The 17,522-nt window shown below is 68.7% G+C and carries 16 protein-coding genes; 12 read left to right on the top strand and 4 right to left on the bottom strand.

What is annotated here, in order from left to right:
• Positions 1–8: 8 nt before the first annotated feature.
• Positions 9–2,018 carry a CocE/NonD family hydrolase gene (locus AC0QTQ_RS17500; RefSeq protein ID WP_480257629.1) on the top strand — a complete coding sequence of 670 codons (2,010 nt, stop codon included), beginning with the start codon at positions 9–11 and terminating at the stop codon, positions 2,016–2,018.
• A 38-nt stretch (positions 2,019–2,056) separates the two neighbouring features.
• On the opposite strand, the gene AC0QTQ_RS17495 is transcribed toward AC0QTQ_RS17500, so the two are convergent.
• The 3 genes from AC0QTQ_RS17495 to AC0QTQ_RS17485 are packed head-to-tail and all read right to left on the bottom strand — an operon-like array spanning position 2,057 to position 5,200.
• A complete protein-coding gene (locus AC0QTQ_RS17495; protein ID WP_480257628.1) occupies positions 2,057–3,136 on the bottom strand; it encodes an ABC transporter substrate-binding protein in 1,080 nt (359 codons plus the stop codon).
• A complete protein-coding gene (locus AC0QTQ_RS17490; RefSeq protein ID WP_480257627.1) occupies positions 3,133–4,536 on the bottom strand; it encodes a sensor histidine kinase in 1,404 nt (467 codons plus the stop codon). Before AC0QTQ_RS17490 ends, AC0QTQ_RS17495 begins: the two co-directional genes overlap by 4 nt.
• Positions 4,529–5,200, bottom strand: coding sequence for a response regulator transcription factor (locus AC0QTQ_RS17485; RefSeq protein WP_480257626.1), 672 nt, complete (start codon positions 5,198–5,200; stop codon positions 4,529–4,531). Before AC0QTQ_RS17485 ends, AC0QTQ_RS17490 begins: the two co-directional genes overlap by 8 nt.
• 140 nt (positions 5,201–5,340) lie before the next feature.
• On the opposite strand from AC0QTQ_RS17485, the gene AC0QTQ_RS17480 reads away from it, so the two are divergent.
• The 3 genes from AC0QTQ_RS17480 to AC0QTQ_RS17470 all read left to right on the top strand — a co-directional run bounded on the left by AC0QTQ_RS17480 (position 5,341) and on the right by AC0QTQ_RS17470 (position 8,412).
• On the top strand, positions 5,341–6,327 hold the full coding sequence (locus AC0QTQ_RS17480) for a Bug family tripartite tricarboxylate transporter substrate binding protein (protein ID WP_480257625.1): 987 nt from the start codon (positions 5,341–5,343) through the stop codon (positions 6,325–6,327).
• Positions 6,328–6,420: 93 nt separating this feature from the next.
• Positions 6,421–6,852 (top strand): tripartite tricarboxylate transporter TctB family protein, encoded by a 432-nt coding sequence (locus tag AC0QTQ_RS17475; RefSeq protein WP_480257624.1) that lies wholly within the window; start codon positions 6,421–6,423, stop codon positions 6,850–6,852.
• A gap of 9 nt (positions 6,853–6,861) precedes the next feature.
• The gene (locus tag AC0QTQ_RS17470) at positions 6,862–8,412 is read left to right on the top strand and encodes a tripartite tricarboxylate transporter permease (RefSeq protein WP_480257623.1); all 1,551 of its coding nucleotides are present in this window, start codon (positions 6,862–6,864) and stop codon (positions 8,410–8,412) included.
• Between the two features lie 111 nt (positions 8,413–8,523).
• On the opposite strand, the gene AC0QTQ_RS17465 is transcribed toward AC0QTQ_RS17470, so the two are convergent.
• Complete coding sequence (locus AC0QTQ_RS17465; protein WP_121534798.1) at positions 8,524–9,528, bottom strand: GntR family transcriptional regulator; 1,005 nt, start codon at positions 9,526–9,528, stop codon at positions 8,524–8,526.
• A 348-nt stretch (positions 9,529–9,876) separates the two neighbouring features.
• Between AC0QTQ_RS17465 and AC0QTQ_RS17460 the strand changes: the two genes are divergently transcribed.
• The 8 genes from AC0QTQ_RS17460 to AC0QTQ_RS17425 all read left to right on the top strand — a co-directional run bounded on the left by AC0QTQ_RS17460 (position 9,877) and on the right by AC0QTQ_RS17425 (position 17,453).
• Positions 9,877–10,842: an ABC transporter ATP-binding protein gene (locus AC0QTQ_RS17460; RefSeq protein WP_480257622.1), complete on the top strand. Its 966-nt coding sequence runs from the start codon at positions 9,877–9,879 to the stop codon at positions 10,840–10,842.
• On the top strand, positions 10,842–11,759 hold the full coding sequence (locus AC0QTQ_RS17455) for an ABC transporter permease (RefSeq protein WP_121534800.1): 918 nt from the start codon (positions 10,842–10,844) through the stop codon (positions 11,757–11,759). The genes AC0QTQ_RS17460 and AC0QTQ_RS17455 overlap by 1 nt, the downstream gene beginning before the upstream one ends.
• A gap of 3 nt (positions 11,760–11,762) precedes the next feature.
• On the top strand, positions 11,763–12,605 hold the full coding sequence (locus AC0QTQ_RS17450) for an ABC transporter permease (RefSeq protein WP_480257621.1): 843 nt from the start codon (positions 11,763–11,765) through the stop codon (positions 12,603–12,605).
• A complete protein-coding gene (locus AC0QTQ_RS17445; RefSeq protein WP_480257620.1) occupies positions 12,605–13,333 on the top strand; it encodes an SDR family NAD(P)-dependent oxidoreductase in 729 nt (242 codons plus the stop codon). The genes AC0QTQ_RS17450 and AC0QTQ_RS17445 overlap by 1 nt, the downstream gene beginning before the upstream one ends.
• 15 nt (positions 13,334–13,348) lie before the next feature.
• Positions 13,349–14,110: an SDR family NAD(P)-dependent oxidoreductase gene (locus tag AC0QTQ_RS17440; RefSeq protein WP_480257619.1), complete on the top strand. Its 762-nt coding sequence runs from the start codon at positions 13,349–13,351 to the stop codon at positions 14,108–14,110.
• Between the two features lie 86 nt (positions 14,111–14,196).
• Positions 14,197–15,417 carry an ABC transporter substrate-binding protein gene (locus AC0QTQ_RS17435; RefSeq protein ID WP_480257618.1) on the top strand — a complete coding sequence of 407 codons (1,221 nt, stop codon included), beginning with the start codon at positions 14,197–14,199 and terminating at the stop codon, positions 15,415–15,417.
• Positions 15,418–15,484: 67 nt separating this feature from the next.
• Entirely contained in the window at positions 15,485–16,552 is a 1,068-nt protein-coding gene (locus AC0QTQ_RS17430) for an ABC transporter ATP-binding protein (RefSeq protein WP_121534805.1), read from the top strand.
• A gap of 22 nt (positions 16,553–16,574) precedes the next feature.
• The gene (locus tag AC0QTQ_RS17425) at positions 16,575–17,453 is read left to right on the top strand and encodes a polysaccharide deacetylase family protein (protein WP_480257617.1); all 879 of its coding nucleotides are present in this window, start codon (positions 16,575–16,577) and stop codon (positions 17,451–17,453) included.
• Positions 17,454–17,522 lie beyond the last annotated feature (69 nt).

The following is a 17,522-nucleotide window of genomic DNA, read 5'->3' as shown; positions in this document are numbered from 1 at the left end:
AGGGCAAAATGAGCTTGGAAGTCATTGAAAACACGTGGATCACGCTGCGCGATGGCACTCGCCTCGCGGCCCGGATCTGGTTGCCCGAGGGGGCGCGGTCGAAGCCGGTGCCGGCGGTTCTCGAATACATTCCCTACCGCAAGCGCGACGGCACCCGCGGCCGGGACGAGCCGATGCACGGCTATTTCGCGCAAAACGGCTATGCCGCGGTGCGCGTCGACATTCGCGGCACGGGCGACTCCGACGGGCATATGGCCGATGAATACCTGAAGCTCGAGCAGGACGACGCGCTCGAGGTGATCGCCTGGATCGCGGCTCAGGACTGGTGCTCGGGCAACGTGGGCATGATGGGCAAGAGCTGGTCGGGCTTCAACTGCCTGCAGGTGGCGATGCGCCGCCCGCCGGCGCTGAAGGCGATCCTGACCTGCTATTCCACCGACGACCGCTTCCGCGACGACATCCATTTCATGGGCGGCTGCCTGCTGAACGACAACCTGTGGTGGGGCTCGATCATGCTGGCCTATCAGTCGCGCCCGCTCGATCCCGAGATCACGGGCGAGGGCTGGCGCGCGCGCTGGCTCGACCGGATCGCGACCTTGCCGTTCTTCCCGGCGCTCTGGACCGAACACCAGACCTATGACGCCTATTGGAAGCACGGCTCGGTGCAGGAGGACTGGTCGGCGATCCAGTGCCCGGTGCTCGTCGTGGGCGGTTGGGCCGACAGCTACACCAACACCGTGCCGCGGCTGCTGGCAAATCTGCAGGTGCCCGCGCGTGGCATCATCGGGCCCTGGGGCCACATCTACCCGATGGACGGCGTGCCCGGCCCGGCGATCGGCTTCCTGCAGGAGGCGGTGCGCTGGTGGGACCAGTGGCTGAAGGGCGTCGACACCGGGGTGATGGACGAGCCGCAGCTGCGCGCCTTCATCAACGACCCGGTCGCGCCCACCGGCACCCGCAAGGCGCAGCCCGGCCGCTGGGTCGGCGAGCCCTCCTGGCCGAGCCCGGCGATCGCCGACCGGCTGTTGCACCTGCGCGCCGACGGCGCGCTTGCGGACACGCCCGAGAGCTCGGATGCGACGCTGCCGGTCTGCTCGCCGCAGGACCACGGCCGCGCGGCGGGCGAATGGATGGGCACCGGCTGCGACGGCGAGATGCCGACCGACCAGCGGCTCGATGATGGCGGCTCGCTGAACTTCACCACGCCGGTGCTCGAGGAGGCGATCGAGATCCTCGGCGCGCCCGAGCTGATGCTTGAGCTCAGCGCCGATGCGCCGGTGGCGCAGCTGGCGGTACGGCTGTGCGATGTGCTGCCCTCGGGCGAGGTGCTGCGGGTCTCGTATCAGGTGCTGAACCTGACGCATCGCGACAGCCACGAGACGCCCGAGCCGCTTGTGCCCGGCAAACCCTATCGGGTCCGGGTGACGCTTTCGGCCTGTGGCCATCGCTTCCTGCCCGGCCACCGGATCCGGGTCTCGGTCGGCACCGCCTATTGGCCGGCGATCTGGCCCGCGCCGAGCGCCGCCACCGTCACGGTCCTTCCGGCGGGCTCGACGCTCGCCCTGCCGGTGCGCGACCCGGCCGCGCCGCAGGCCGAGGTGCGTTTCGCGCCGCCCGCCCATGGGCCGCGCACGCCGATGACCCAGACCGACCCGGGGCTGATGCTGCGGCAGTCGAGTTTCGACCATCTGACCGGCGTCGCGACCTATGTCACGGAAGGGCGCGGCGGCCTCTTCGGCGAGGGCGTCGTGCGCTTCGACGAGATCGGCACCGAGCTGGAACACAACCTGCGGCGCGAGCTGACGATCCGGCCCGAGGACCCGCTCTCGGCGCGCTACGTGCTGACGCAAAGCTACGAGATGGGGCGCGAGGGCTGGCGCACCCGGGTCGAGACGGTGACCGAGATGACCTCGGATGCGACGCATTTCCACCTCAGCGGCCATCTGGTCGCGCGCGAGGGCGACAGTGAGGTGGCGCGCCGAGACTGGTCCGAGACCATCCCGCGCCACCTGATCTGAGCTGGGGGCGGGGGCCGCAGCGGCCCCCGTCCGGCCCCTCAGGGCGTCGCGCCGCGCTCGACGAAGGTCTCGCGCCAGCGCCGCAGCAGCGCCGAGGCCTTCTGCGCGTCGCGCGCCACCAGCAGCACAGGACCGGTGCGGATCGGGCGTTCTGCGGAATCGTGGCGCCCGGCCTCGGCCGCATCCTCGCGCGCGACAAGGCCGATCCGGGTCAGCACCTGCTGGCCTTCGGTCGAGAGCAGGAAATCGAGCAGCTCCTGCGCCGGTGCGGCCCCGTGTGCGCCGCGCGGGATCATGTAGGCGCGCGACAGGAACAGCGTGTAATCCGAGGGCCAGACCGTCGCCACCTCGGGCTGGTGGCGCTCCTCGACATAGGAGCCGAGCACGTTATAGGCCATCAGGTAGTCGCCCCGCGCCACCGCGTCGATGATCTCGGCCGAGCAACAGGTGGCCACCGCCTGCGAGCGGCCGAAGCCCTCGAGCAGCGCGCCGAAGGTCGAGGCCTCGAGACTGTCGGCGAAGGCGAAGAGATAGCCCAGCCCCGAGCGCGAGATGTCATAGGTCGCGATCCGCCCGTCATAGCGGCGGTCGGGGCGGCGCATCAGGTCGAGCAGGTCGAAGCGGTCGCGCGGCACGTCCTCGGGCGGCACGAGGCGGGCGTTGTAGATGATGACGGCGGGCTCGCGGGTCAGGCCCCAGATCTCGTCGCGCCAGCGCCGGCTGTCGGGCAGCGCCGCGGTCAGCGTCGAACGGTAGGGCTCGGCGCAGCCGAGGTCGACCAGTTCGACGAGCTGGTCGACGGCCGAGGAAAAGGCCGCGTCCGCCCCCGCTTGGCCCGCCGCACAGTCGCGCCGCGTCACCTCGTAAAGCCCGTTCGAGGCCCATTGCTCGTAGGTCACGGCGACCTCGGGGTGGCGGGCGACGAAGGCCGCCATCGCCGGGCGCAACACGTCGATATCGGTGGTCGAGCGCAGACGCAGCGGCTGCACCGCCTCGGCCGGCTGTCCGGGGCCGGGGCCGAACTGCGCGACCTCCTCAAGCCCCGGTGGCAGGTCCTGTGCCGCCGCGGGCAGGGCGGGCAGGGCGAGGAGGAGCGCGGAAAGCAGGGCACGGATCATGGCGTCTCCTCGGGCAGCGGCAGGATCAGGGCGGCGCGGAAGCCCGCGGGGCCGGGCTCGAGCGCCAGCCGGCCGCCGAAGGCCTCGGCCACCGCCCGCGCGATCGAGAGACCCAGCCCGGCCGAACGCCCGCGCGAGGCGGCGTTGCGCTCGAACCGGGCGCCGATCCGGGCCAGCGTCGCGGCATCGGGGCCGGGGCCGGCGTCGCGCACCCACAGCACCGCCGCGCCGCCCTCGATCTCCGCCCCCATCCGCACCGCACCCGAGCCGTGGCGCAGGGCATTCGCCAGCAGGTTCTTCGCCGCCTCGGTCAGCGACAGGTCATCGGCCAGCACCATCACCGGCGTCTCGCCGATCTCGAGCGCCACGTCCCGCCCCGGCGCGATCAGCGCGTGGTCCTGCGTCTCGATCACCGCCAGCGCCACGTCGCGCAGATCGACCGCCACCCGCCGGGCTTCGGCGGTGCGGTGGATCACCAGCGCGCGCGACAGCATCTGGTCGAGCAGATCGCCGAGCGAGCGTGAGCGCCGCACGATCCGCACCATCGTCGCGCGGGCGATCTCGGGGTCGGTCTCCTCGGCGGCAAGCTCGGCCTGCACCCGCAGCGCCGCGACCGGTGTGCGCAGCTGATGCGCGCTGTCCGAGATCAGGTTGCGCATCGAGGCGATCTGCCGCTCGAGCCGGCGCATGAAGTCGTTGAGTGCGCCGATCATCCCCGCGACCTCGGCCGGCACCGGCGTGGCGATCGGCGTCAGGTCATAGGGGTCGCGGGCGGCCAGATCGCGGGCAAGCCCGACCAGCGAGCGCATCGCGCTCTCGACCACCAGCGCGCCCAGAACGATCAGCAGCACCCCGGCAAAGCCGAGCACGATCAGCGCGTCACGGGTCAGGCCAAGCGCCATCGCGTTGCGCGCGCGCAGGGTCTGGCCGACGGTGACGAGGATCGTGCCGGAGAAGTCGCGCTCGGCGAAACGGCGCGGCACGGTGACGAAGCGCGCCCGCTCGGCCGCGGCAAGGCCGGTGAACTCGGCATCGAAGAAACCGCCGCCGGTCTGCCGGATGGCCTCGGGCAGGGGGGTGTCCTGCCCGGTCAGCACCTGCCCGTCCGGGCTGCGCACCGAATAGGTGATGCGGTCGTCGGGGGCGAGGGCCAGCAGCTGGAACGCCGCCGTCGGCAGATCGACCAGCGGCATCCCGTCGCTGATGGTGATCGCGCCGGCAATCTCGTTCGCGGCGCCAAGCAGCAGCCGGTCATAGGAGGCACGCGCCGCGACCCGGCCATAGGCAAAGGCCGCCAGCGCCATCACGATGCCGCCCACCACCAGCAGCGACAGCACCGCCCGCACCATGCGCGATTTCAGCGAGCGGGTCGCGGCGACGGGATGGGCCGCCTCAGCCATCCTGCACCAGCCGGTAGCCGAGGCCGCGCTGCGTCTCGATGCCGACGCCCGAGCCGGCGAGCTTCTTGCGCAGCCGCGCGATGTAGAGCTCGACCGCGTTCAGCCCGACATCGGTCTCGGCAAAGGAATAAAGCCCCTCGTAGAGCCTCTCCTTGCTCATCACATGCCCGGTGTGGCGGATCAGCAGGCCAAGCAGGGCGAGCTCGCGCCGGGTCAGGTCGAGCGTGCGGCCCTCGAGCCGCGCCTCGCGCGCGGCGGGGTTGAAGACCAGCGGGCCGAAGGCGATCTCGTCGCTTTTCACCTCGGCATCGCGCCGGTGCAGCGCGCGCAGCCGTGCCACCAGTTCGCGGTGGTCGAAGGGCTTCACCAGATAGTCGTCGGCACCAAGGTCGAGCGCGCTGACCCGGGTCTCGACCGAGAAGGCGGCGGTCAGCATCAGGACCGGCACCCGCTCGCCGCGCCGGCGCAGATCGGCCAGCAGCTCGGTCCCCGAGCGGTCGGGCAGGTTGATGTCGAGCGCGATCGCGTCATAGCGCTGCACCGCAAGGAAGTCCTCGGCGGCGTCCGCGGTCTCGGCGATGTCGCACACCATGCCGGCCTGACGCAGGCGGGTGGCCACCGCCTCCGCCATGTCGGGTGCATCCTCGACCACCAGCACGCGCATCATCCCCTCCCCGAGGTCTCACGGTCCCTGACAGGTTCGTGACAGGTTTCGCCCCTAGTCCTTTGTCATAGCCGAGCGCGAGGAGGCCGCAAAGAGCGGTGCGCCGGTTCGAGGAATTCAACACGACTGGAGGAGATCCCATGATCAAGGCAACCCGGCTTTCGCTTGCCGCCCTGTTTCTCGGCGCAAGCGCGCTGACCGCCGTCGCCGACGGATGGATGCCGTCGAACCCCGAATGCATCGCGCCCGCGAACCCCGGCGGCGGCTGGGACTTCACCTGCCGCCAGGTCGGCAAGGTGATGCAGGACGAGGGGCTGATCGACAAGACGATGCAGGTGACGAACCTCGCCGGCGGCGGCGGTGGCGTGGCCTTTGCCGAAGTCGTCAACAAGCGCGGCGAGGACAACAACCTGATCGTCGCGGCCTCGTCCTCGACCTCGACGCGGCTCGCGCAGAATGCCTATCCGGGCAACACCATGGATCAGGTCCGCTGGGTCGCCTCGGTCGGCGCCGATTACGGCGTGATCGCCGTGGCGAAGGACAGCCCGATCCAGACCCTGCCGGAACTCCTTGACAAGGTGAAGGCCGATCCGACCTCGGTCGCCTTCGCGGGCGGCTCGGCGGTGGGGGGCTGGGACCACCTGAAGGTGCTGATCGCGGCCCGCGCCGATGGCGTCGAGGATGTGCGGCGCGTCAAGTATGTCGCCTTCGACGGCGGCGGCGAGGCGGTGACGCAGCTTCTGGCGGGCTCGGTTCAGGCCTTCACCGGCGATCTGTCCGAGGCCAAGGGTTTCGTCGATTCGGGCGACATCCGGGTGCTCGCCGTGCTGGCGCCGGAACGTCTGCCGGGCGAATTCGCGCAGTTCCCGACCGCCAAGGAGCAGGGCATCGACGCGCTCGGTGCGAACTGGCGCGGCTTCTATGCGCCGAAGGGCATGTCGGACGAGGCCTATGCCGCCTGGGTCGACAAGATCGCCACGCTTTATGCGTCGGACGAGTGGAAGAAGGTGATGGAGACGAACGGCCTCGCGCCGCTCGATCTCAAGGGCGCCGACTTCGACAAGTTCGTCGCCGACTCGGTGACCCAGATCGCCGATCTCTCGCGCCAGATCGGCATCATCAAGTAATCCGGTAACCCGTATCCGATCCGTTGCAGGGGGCGGGCGGCACATCGTGCCGCCCGTTTCTCCCGACGGGTCCGCCAGCCTCGGGAGACTTCCATGAGCGACCGCATCTTCGGTATCTTCGGCGTCCTGCTCGCCATCGGCTTCGCGCTTTCGGCCCTTTCGATCGAGGAAAGCTTCCTCTCGGATGCGGTCGGGCCCAAGGCCTTCCCCCTCATCATCGCCGCGGTGCTGGGCCTTGCCTCGGCCGCGATCGCGCTGAAACCCGACGCCGACCCGGCCTGGCCGGGTGTGAAGCGGCTGGCCGAGCTTGCCGCCGCGAGCGTCGTGCTGATCCTCTACGCCACGCTGCTGCCGGTTCTGGGCTTCGTCATCGCGACGGCGCTCGCCTCGGCCTATCTCGCCTGGCGGCTCGGCTCGCGCCCGCTCGAGAGCGGCATCGTCGGTATCGGCATCGCGATCGGCATCTACGCCATCTTCCACCTCGCGCTCGGGCTGTCGCTCGCGCGCGGCCCGCTTGGCTTCTGAGGAGCGATCATGGACACGCTTTCCCACCTTGCCGACGGTTTCGCGATCGCGATCACCTGGCAGAACCTGGCGCTTGCCCTTCTCGGCGCGGCGCTTGGCACGATCATGGGCGCGCTGCCGGGGCTTGGGCCCTCGAACGGCGTCGCGATCCTCATTCCGCTCGCCTTCACCCTTGGCCTTGGCGCGACGCCCGCGCTGATCCTGCTCACCTCGGTCTATTACGGGGCGATGTATGGCGGGCGCATCAGCTCGATCCTGCTCAACATCCCGGGCGACGAACCGGCGGTGATGACCTGTCTCGACGGCTATCCGATGGCCAAGGCCGGTCGCGCCGGCGAGGCGCTGTCGCTGTCGGGCATCGCCTCCTTCGTCGGCTCGTTCCTGGCCACCTGGGGGCTGATCCTGCTTGCCCCGCAGCTGGTGAAGATCGCGCTCCTGTTCGGGCCGGACGAGTATTTCGCCCTCTTCGCGCTCGCCTTCGCCACGCTTGGCGGCGTCAGCGCCTCGAACCAGGCGAAATCCGCCTTTGCCGCCGCGCTTGGCCTTGGCCTTGCCATGGTCGGCGTCGACACCCAGACCGGCGTGCCGCGCTTCACCTTCGGCGAGGTGCACCTTTATGACGGCATCGACTTCCTCGTCGCGATCGTCGGCCTCTTCGCGCTCTCCGAGGTCTTCGTCTTCCTCGAGCACCGCCACGGCGACAGCGACGCGGCGCACAAGTCGATGGTGATCGGCCGTCTGACCCCCTCGGCGAAGACGCTGGTGAAGACCGCGCCGACGATGCTGCGCAGCTCGGTTCTGGGCTTCATCGCGGGCGTGCTGCCCGGGGCAGGGGCCTCGCTCGGCGCCTTCCTCAGCTATTCGATGGAGAAGAAGTTCGTCGACCGCGAGGGCACCTTCGGCAAGGGCGACCCGCGCGGCGTGGCGGCCCCCGAGGCGGGCAACAACGCCGCGGCCGGCGGTGCGCTCGTTCCGATGCTGGCGCTCGGCGTGCCGGGCTCGGGCACCACGGCGGTGCTGCTGGCGGTGCTGCTGAGCCTGAACATCACCCCCGGCCCGCTGCTGTTCACCAAGAACCCGGATGTCGTCTGGGGCCTGATCGCGGCGCTCTTCATCGCGAACGTGATGCTGCTCGCGCTCAACATCCCGATGGTCGGCCTGTTCTCGCGCCTGCTGCTGATCCCGCCGCGGATCCTGATGCCGGCCGTCGCGATGGTCAGCTTCGTCGGCATCTACGGCATCTCGGGCTCGCCCTTCGACCTTTACCTGATGGTCGGCTTCGGGGTGATGGGCTGGGCGCTGCGCAAGCTCGACGTGCCGCTGGTGCCGGTGATCCTCGGCACGCTGCTCGGCAACCAGATGGAGAACAACCTGCGTCGTGCGGTGACGATCTCGAACGGCGACTGGGGCGTTCTGCTGTCGAGCCCGCTCGACTGGATCCTGTGGGGCATCGCGATCGTCGGCTTCATCCTGCCGATGGTGGTGGGCAAGGTGATGCGCAGCCGGATGCAGGCCGCCCGCCATGGCGAGACCGGCGAGGAGATGGACGAGGCCGATTGAGGCCCCGCCCCGGCGCGCCGCCCCGTCCTCCCCCTTCGAGGGCGGCGCGCCGACACCAGGACGAAAGCGCGGCCGGCTGGCCGCGCTTTTTCGTTTCGCGCAATCGCCCGCTCAGGCGGGCTGCAGATAGTCCGGGAAATCGGACGCCGGCTCGATGATCGAGGTGATCTTGAGCTGCGCGATCGTCCGCTCGCGCGCCTTGTGCAGATGCGTCGCGAGCATGCTGGCCGCGGCCGAGATCGAGCCCGACAGCGCCAGCTCGACCACCTGCCCGAGTTCGAGCAGCGATTGCGTGTCGGGCGGCAGGCCGAGCGAGAACAGCGCCGACTGGCAGGCCTCGAGCGCAAGCCGGTTGCTCGAGGCATAGCCCGCCAGATCCTCGTTCGGGGTGGTCAGGATCATCATCTCGAAGAAGCGCCGGTCGAGCGAGAACCATTGCCCCGGGGTCAGCCGCGTGCGCGGCGACAGCGCCGCGATCTCGTCCGCCAGCCCGCGCAGCTCGGCCACCGGGAACTTGGCCGAGCGCAGCGCCGCGGTCTCGAGGATCACCCGCAGCTCGTACTTGTCCTTGATCCGCTGCGAGGTCAGCGGCTCGACCACCCACCGCGAGGTGCGGCTTTTCTGGATCAGGCCGCGCTCCTGCAGCCGGCCCAGCACGTCGCGGATGATGGTGCGCGAGACGCCATATTCCTCGGCCACCAGCGCCTCGATGATCCGGTAGCGGCCGAAGGCCGGGCAGCGGGTCACGTGATGGGCGACGTCGTCATAGATGCGCAGCCAGTTCGGCTTGCCCACGCTGTCGTCGAGGCCGGTCAGGTCGAGCTCGATCTGGCGCAGGTCGTCGCGGCGCGGATCGCCGCTGCCGCCGCAGACGAGGAAGCCGCGGCCGGAAAAGCGGCGGATCCGGCCCTCGGCCTCGATCATCTCGAGCGCGCGTTTCACCGTCGCGCGCGACATCTCCATCCGTTCGGAGAGCGCGCTTTCCTGCAGCACGAGGCCGGGGGACAGCCGCCCGGTCTCGATGTTGTGGCGGATCAGGTCCGCGGCCAGCTCGAACAGGGTCGACGGCCTGTCCGAGTCATCCGCCTCGCGCGCGGGGAGTGCTGAAACCGGCATCCGGGCCTCGTGTCGTGTCGTTCCGTCAGAACCATACGAAGCCCGCGGCCCAGAGGGAAACGCTTTTTGTTTGCATGCAAAATTCGTTTGTCGCGCGCCGCTGTTTTCCGGGTTTGCACAAGATTTGTGCGAAAATTCGGCGCTGCTGGCGCGTCTTCTGGCGCTGCACTTGCAACATACATTGGCTTTTGTCCGGAAAAATGACTTTTTGAATGCCGAAATCATTTTCTGTTTGATCGGACTCACGAATCGATGTTTGCATGCGAAAAATCGATAAACGGGGAGACCGATGTGCTGACGCTCAGCCGAGTAACGCGCCGATATGGCGCGAACACCGCCCTCGATGGCGTGGACCTCGTCGTTCCGGACAACACCTACATGGCGCTGCTCGGTGCGTCGGGGGCGGGCAAGACGACGCTTTTGCGCCTGATCGCGGGCTTCGAGGAGCCCGATCAGGGCGAGATCGCGATTCATGGCGAGCGCATCGACGGCCAGCCGCCGCACCTGCGCGACATCGGCTTCGTGTTCCAGAACTTCGCGCTGTTTCCGCATCTGACCGTGGCGCAGAACGTCGAATTCGGCCTGCGTCATCGCGCTCGGGCCCCGATCACCGATGACGCCGAGATCCGCGCCCGGGCCGAGGCGGCGCTCGAGCTCGTGGGGCTTGCGGGCTTTGGCCATCGCGGCGTCGGCGCGATCTCGGGCGGTCAGCGCCAGCGTGTCGCGCTGGCCCGCACCCTGGTGTGCGAACCGCGCATCGTGCTGCTGGATGAACCGCTCGGCGCGCTCGATGCGAACCTGCGCGCGCGGATGTGCGACGAGCTGCGCGCGATCCGCGAGCGGCTGAAGGTCAGCTTCCTGCATGTCACCGGCTCCGAGACCGAGGCGCTGACGATGGGCGACGAGGTCGCGGTGCTGGCGGGCGGGCGGATCGTGCAGTCGGACGCGCCCGAGATGCTGTTCACCGCCCCGCGCAATGCCGCCGCGGCGCGCCATCTGAACGCCTGGAACATCTTTCCCGCCGGACTGTGCGCGGGCGGCGCGGCGCAGGGCGAGATCGCCGTGCGCTTCGACCAGATCGACGTCAGCCCCCCCGGTGCCGTGCCCGACGGGCGCCCGCATCTTGCCGCGCAGTATCTGACCGGCGAGTTCAACGGCCCGACGGCGCTGTCCTTCTTCCGTGCCGAGGACGGCACGCTGCTTCAGGTGGTCGACCATCTCAGCACCCCGCGCCTGCCCGAACTGACCGAGGGCGCGCGCTATGACCTTCACTTCGCGCCCGATGCCGCGCGCCAGTTCCACGGAGCCGCCTGATGACCGCCCTGTCGACGGAGACCCCGTCCCGCCCCGCCGCCGCCGCCTCGCCCGCCGCGCTGCGCGCGCGCAAGGACCGCAACCGCGCCCTCGCCCTGCTCTCGCCGGGGCTGATCTGGATGGCACTCTTCATGGTGCTGCCGATGTGCATGGTGGTCTATGTCTCGTTCTGGACGCAGACCACCTTCTCGGTGGAACCCTCGCTGACCACTGCAAGCTGGCAGCGCTTCCTCGGCTCGTCGACCTATCTTGCGGCGATCGGCACGACGCTGCGGATCTGGGCGATCGTCCTCGTCGCGACGGTGGCGATCGGCTATCCGGTGGCGCTGTTCATCGGGCTTTTCGTGCGCAACAAGACGGTGCAGACGGCGCTGCTGGTCGCCTGCGTGATCCCGTTCTGGACCTCGTTCCTGATCCGCGTCATCGCCTGGCGGCCGATGCTGGGCACCGAGGGCGCGATCAACATGATCCTGATGAAGCTCGGGATCATCTCGCATCCGCTCGAGTTCCTGCTGTTTTCCGAATTCTCGGTGCTGGTCGGGATGACGCAGATCTACTGCGTGTTCATGGTCGGGCCGATCACCTTCATGCTGGGCCGGATCGAGCCCTCGGTGATCGAGGCGGCGCGCGATCTGGGCGCCTCCTTCGGCACCATCTTCCGCCGCATCATCCTGCCGCTGTCGCTGCCCGGGGTGATGGTCGGGGCGATCTTCGTCTCGGTCATGGTGCTCGGCGAATTCGCCACCGCCGCCTCGCTGTCGGGGCGCAAGGTGAACCTGCTCGGCAACATCATCGTGAGCCAGGTCGGTTCACTCAAATGGGCCTTCGCGGCGGTGGCCGGCGTGGTGCTCACCGTCATCATCACCGCCGTCATCGCGCTCGCGCTGCGCCTCGTCGATCTGCGCAAGGAGATGTGAGCCATGCAATCCCGTGCTCTCCGCCCCGTTCTCGCCACCTATACCGCGCTGTTCCTGCTGTTCCTCTACGGGCCGATGATCGTGCTTGCGATCCTGTCCTTCCAGGGGCCCGAGGGCGGGCCGCAGTTCCCGATCCAGGAATGGTCGGTCTACTGGTACAAGCATCTGCTCGGGTTCGCCGGCACCTCCCGCGTCTCGCAGCTGCCGGTGGGCGACAGCCTGCTGCGCTCGATCGCGCTCGCCTTCATGACCACTGTCGTCTCGACCGTGCTCGGGGTGATGAGCGCCGAGGCCTTCCGCACCCGCTTCAAGGGCTCGGGGCCGGCCTTCTACCTGATCATCCTCGGCATGATGGTGCCGGGCGTGCTGGTCGGGCTGGGCATGGCGCTGCTGTCGAACACGCTGGGCCTCTCGCGCGCCTGGTGGAGCACCTCCTTCGTGCTGCACGTGGTCTATACCTATCCCTTCGCCTTCCTGGTGATGCTGGCGATCTTCAACCGCTTCGACCGCTCGGTCGAGGAGGCCTCGCTCTCGCTCGGCGCCAGCCCGGCGCAGACCTTCCGGCGGGTGACCTTCCCGATCATCTTCCCGGGCGTGCTGTCGGCGATGCTGTTCTCCTTCACCCTCAGCTATGACGAGTTCGCCCGCACGCTGTTCACCGCCGGCCGCGCGCTGACGCTGCCGCTGGCGATCTACGGCACCTTCTCGGTCGAGATCCACCCCAACATCTTCGCCTTCGGCGTGCTGACCACGCTGTTCAGCTTCACCCTGCTCGTCGTCTACGGCCTGCTGATGAAGCGTTTCACCGCGCGGGCCGCGCGCTTCCACGGACAGGAGGAAAGCTGATGATCGCCCTTGTCACCGGCGCGGGCTCCGGCATCGGTGCCGCCATCGCCCTGCGTCTTGCCGCCGACGGCCATGCGGTCGCGGTCAACGACCTCTCGCTTGCCGCCGCCGAGGCCACCGTGGCACAGATCACCGCGGCCGGCGGCAGCGCCCGCGCCTATGCCGCCGATGTCTCGGACGAGGCCGCGGTCGGCGCGATGGTCGCGGCCGTCACCGCCGATCTCGGCGCGCCGGAGATCCTGGTGAACAACGCGGGCTTCGGCCATCAGGCGCCGTTCCTCGAGATCACGCCGGCACAGTTCGACCGGATGTTCGCGGTGCATGTGCGCGGCACCTACCTGTGCACCCGTGCCTGCCTGCCGGCGATGCTCGATCGCGGCGCCGGGATCATCGTCAACGTCGCCTCGCAGCTTGGCCAGATCGGCGGGGTCGAGCTTGTCCATTACGCCGGCGCCAAGGCCGCAATCATCGGCATGACCAAGTCGCTGGCGCGCGAGGTCTCGGCCCGGGGCGTGCGGGTGAATGCGGTGGCACCAGGGCCGATCAACACCCCGCTCGTCGAGGCGCTGTCGGAAGACTGGAAGACCGCCAAGCGCGCCGAGCTGCCGCTCGGTCGCTTCGGCGAGACCGCCGAGGTGGGCGGCGTCGTCTCCTTCCTGTGCTCGCCCGATGCGGCGCTGTTCGTCGGCCAGACGCTCGGCCCGAACTCCGGCGACGTGATGCTCTGACTTTCAGATAGGGACATGAACCAGATGGATAAGCGAATTGTGCTCGTCACCGGGGCGGGCATCGGGATCGGCCGTGCCGCGGCGATGACCTTTGCCGCGGCGGGCGACCACGTCATCGTCACCGATGTGCTGGCGGCCGAGGGCCAGGCGGTGGCCGGCGAGATCGTGGCCGCCGGCGGCAGCGCCGAGTTTCACGCCCTCGATGTGCGCTCGACCGAGGCGGCCGATGCGCTGGTCGGCGATCTGAACGCGCGCTTCGGCGGCATCGACGTGATCGTCGCCAATGCCGGCATCGCGCTGCGCGTGCCGATGGCCGAGATGACCGACGAGAAATGGCACCAGACGCTCGACGTCGACCTTTATGGCATGCTGCGGGTGATCCGCCCGGCACTGCCGGCGATGATGCCCGGCGCGGCGATCATCTGCCTCTCCTCGATCATGGGCACCGCCTATGGCTGGGACGAGCATGTCCATTACTCGACCGCGAAATCGGGGGTGATCGGGCTGGTGCGCGGCCTTGCCGTCGAATACGCGCGCCGCGGCATCCGGGTGAACGGCGTCGCGCCGGGCTACATCCGCACCGCGCAGCTGCTGAACCCGGGCCACAGCCTCGGCCCCGACGCGGCCGAGATCGCCTCGCCCTACATCCCGATGGGCCGCCTTGGCGAGCCCGAGGAGATCGCCCGGGTGATCCGTTTCCTTGCCTCTTCCGACGCCTCCTACCTGACCGGGCAGGTGGTGACGGTGGATGGCGGGCTGACGCCGGGCCGCTACTGAGCGCCCGCAACACGAGGGGCGGCGAACGCCCCCGTTCCTTCGCCAAGACCTTGCAACGTTCATCTCTCACCAACAGGGAAAACCAGATGACCTTCAAGACCGACCGACGTTCCTTTCTGAAATACGGCGCCGCCGGTGGCGCCGCGCTGCTGGGCTCGGGGCTGCACCCCTGGTCGCGCATGGCCTATGCCGCCAACCTCGCGGATCAGGAGCTGCGCACCACCGGCCTGTCGACCACGGTGCAGGACCGCCTGCTCGAGATGTTCAAGAAGCAGGCCGGCGTGCGTGCCGTCTCGGGCACGCCCTCGACCTATCCGGACGCGCAGACGAAGATCCTCTCGGGCTCGTCCGACTATGACTGCTGGGAAATCATCGCCGAGCGACTGCCCGCGCTCATCGCCACCGACAATGTCGAGCCGATCCCGGTGGCCGACCTGCCGAACTGGGCCGACATCCGCGACACCTTCACCAAGACCGACCCGAAATGGGACGCCAAGGCGCAGATCTCGGGGCAGATCTGGGCCGACGAGGCGCAAAGCCAGCTTTACATGGTGCCGGCCGTCTACAACTACGACTCGATCGGCTACAACCCCGAGGTGCTGAGCGCCGAGGAGGCGAACAGCTGGACCGCGATCTTCGACAGCAAGTGGAAGGGCAAGTCGGGTCTCAACGTCGACCCGCTGATCGCCATCGGCCAGGCGATCCTGGCGATGAACTCGCTGGGCCTCCTCGAGGCGAAGAACCCCGGCAACCCGACCGCCGACGAGATCGACGAGGCGGCGAAGTTCCTGATCTCGAAGAAGAAGGAGGGCCAGTTCCGCGCGCTCTGGGGCGATTTCGGCGAACTCGTCAACCTGCTCGCCTCGGGCGAGATGGTGGTCTGCGACGCCTGGCAGCCGGCGGTGCTGGCGGTGAAGGCGCAGGGCAAGCCGGCGAAATACGCGACGCCGAAGGAAGGCTATCGCGGCTGGGCGATCGGGCCGTCGATGCTGAAGGGCACGCCGAACCGCGACGCGGTCATCGCCTATGCCGATTTCTGGCTCTCGGGCGAGCCGGGCATCGTGGTGACCGAACAGGGCTACTACTCGCCCTCGAAGACCATCGAGAAGGTCATGGACCCGGCCAAATATGCCTTCTGGTACGAGGGCAAACCCTGGGTCGGCGCCTCCGAGCGCGGCATCAACGAGGGCGACCTGCGCGACGGCGGCTCGCTCGCCGAACGCGCCGCGAACGTCGCCTACTGGCACCAGTGGCCGGATGAATACGACCACCTGATCCAGCGCTGGGACGAGTTCCTGAACGCCTGATGCCCACGGGGCGGGCGGGTCTTTCCCGTCCGTCCCCCTCTTCCCCCTGACGCGAGGCCCGCACGCCATGCTCTACGATCTCGAGCTGATTTCGGTCGGCAAGACCTATCCCGACGGCACCGTCGCCGTCTCCGACTTCGATCTTCGGGTGGAGAAGGGCGAGTTCGTCGCCTTCCTCGGCCCCTCGGGCTGCGGCAAGTCGACGACGCTGCGGATGATCGCCGGCTTCGAGGAGATCACCAACGGCGAGATCCTGATGATGTCGCACAACGTGACTCATGTGCCGCCGGAAAAGCGTCCGACCTCGATGATCTTCCAGAATTACGCGCTGTTCCCGCACATGACGGTGCGCGAGAACGTCGCCTTCGGCCTTGACGTCAAGGGCACGCCGCGAGCCGAGCGCGACCGCAAGGTCGAGCGCATCCTCGACATGTTCGACCTGACCGCCTTCGCCGACCGCAAGGCCGACCGGCTGTCGGGCGGCCAGCGCCAGCGCATCGCACTGGCCCGCGGGCTGGTGGTCGAGCCCGAGATCCTGCTGCTCGACGAACCGCTCGGTGCGCTTGACGCGAACCTGCGCCGGATCATCCAGAACGAGCTGAAGCTCTTGCAGCGCGAGCTGGGCATCACCTTCATCTTCGTCACCCATGCCCAGTCCGAGGCGCTTGGCCTGTCGGACCGGGTGGTGGTGATGTCGAACGGCGTGGTCGAGCAGATCTCGCCGCCGCGCGAGCTCTACCGCCGCCCCGCGACCCCCTTCGTGGCGGGCTTCATCGGCTCGAACACGCTGATCGAGGGCGCGCCGCTCGGCGCGGCCGCGGCGGGGTTCGGCCGGCTCGACACCCCGGTGGGCGTGATCGAGGGCGTGGGCCGCGGCGACGAGCGGCTTGCGGTGATCCCGGCCGAGGCCTTCCGCCTGGTGCCGCAGGGCACGCCCGGCGAGCTGCACCTGCCCGGCACCGTCGTCGGGCGCCATCTTGTCGGCGCGGTCGGCCACCTGACCGTGCGCCTTGCCGACGGCAGCGATGTTGCCGTCGAGACCAGTTCCCACCGGCCCGAGGTGCGCGCGCTTGCGCCCGGGATGCCGGTCACGCTCGGGGTCGATCCGGCCTCGGTCACCCTCGTTCATGCCTAATCATCCAAGGAGAGACTTCCCAATGGCAAAAGAAATTCTCGTCGGTTTCGGGATCGATGTGGACGCCGTGGCCGGCTGGCTCGGCTCCTACGGCGGCGAAGACAGCCCCGACGACATCTCGCGCGGGCTGTTCGCGGGCGAGGTCGGCTCGATCCGCCTGCTCGACATGTTCGACAAGTTCGGGATCAAGACCACCTGGTTCATCCCCGGCCACTCGGTCGAGACCTTCCCCGAGCAGATGAAGGAAGTGGCGCGCCGCGGCCACGAGATCGGCGTGCATGGCTACAGCCACGAGAACCCGATCGCGATGACCCCCGAGCAGGAAGAGGCGGTGCTCGACAAGTGCATCGGCCTGATCACCGAGCTCTCGGGCAAGCGGCCCACCGGCTATGTCGCGCCGTGGTGGGAATTCTCGAATGTCACCAACGAGCTGCTGCTGAAGAAGGGGATCAAGTACGATCACTCGCTGATGCACAAGGACTTCGAGCCCTACCGCGTGCGTGTGGGCGACCGCTGGACCAAGATCGACTATGCCGCCCAGCCCGAGGACTGGATGCAGCCGCTGGTGCGCGGCGAGGAGACCGATCTGATCGAGATCCCGGCGAACTGGTACCTCGACGACCTGCCGCCGATGATGTTCATCAAGAAGTCGCCGAACTCGCATGGCTTCGTGAACCCGCGCGACATCGAGGAAATGTGGCGCGACCAGTTCGACTGGGTCTATGCGAACATGGATTACGCGGTCTTCCCGATCACCATCCACCCCGACGTCTCGGGCCGGCCGCAGGTGCTGATGATGCTCGAGCGGCTGTTCGAGCACATGAAATCCCATGAAGGCGTGAAGTTCGTCACCATGAACGAGATGGCCGACGATTACGACGCGAAGTTCCCCCGCAGGTGACCTCTGCGACCTGGCGGCGGGGGGCTTGCCCTCTGCCGCCCTTTTCCCCTTCCGGAAAGGAGCGCGACG

This window comes from Paenirhodobacter sp. YD-8, assembly GCF_056590935.1.
This window is presented reverse-complemented; position numbering and strand designations above follow the sequence as displayed.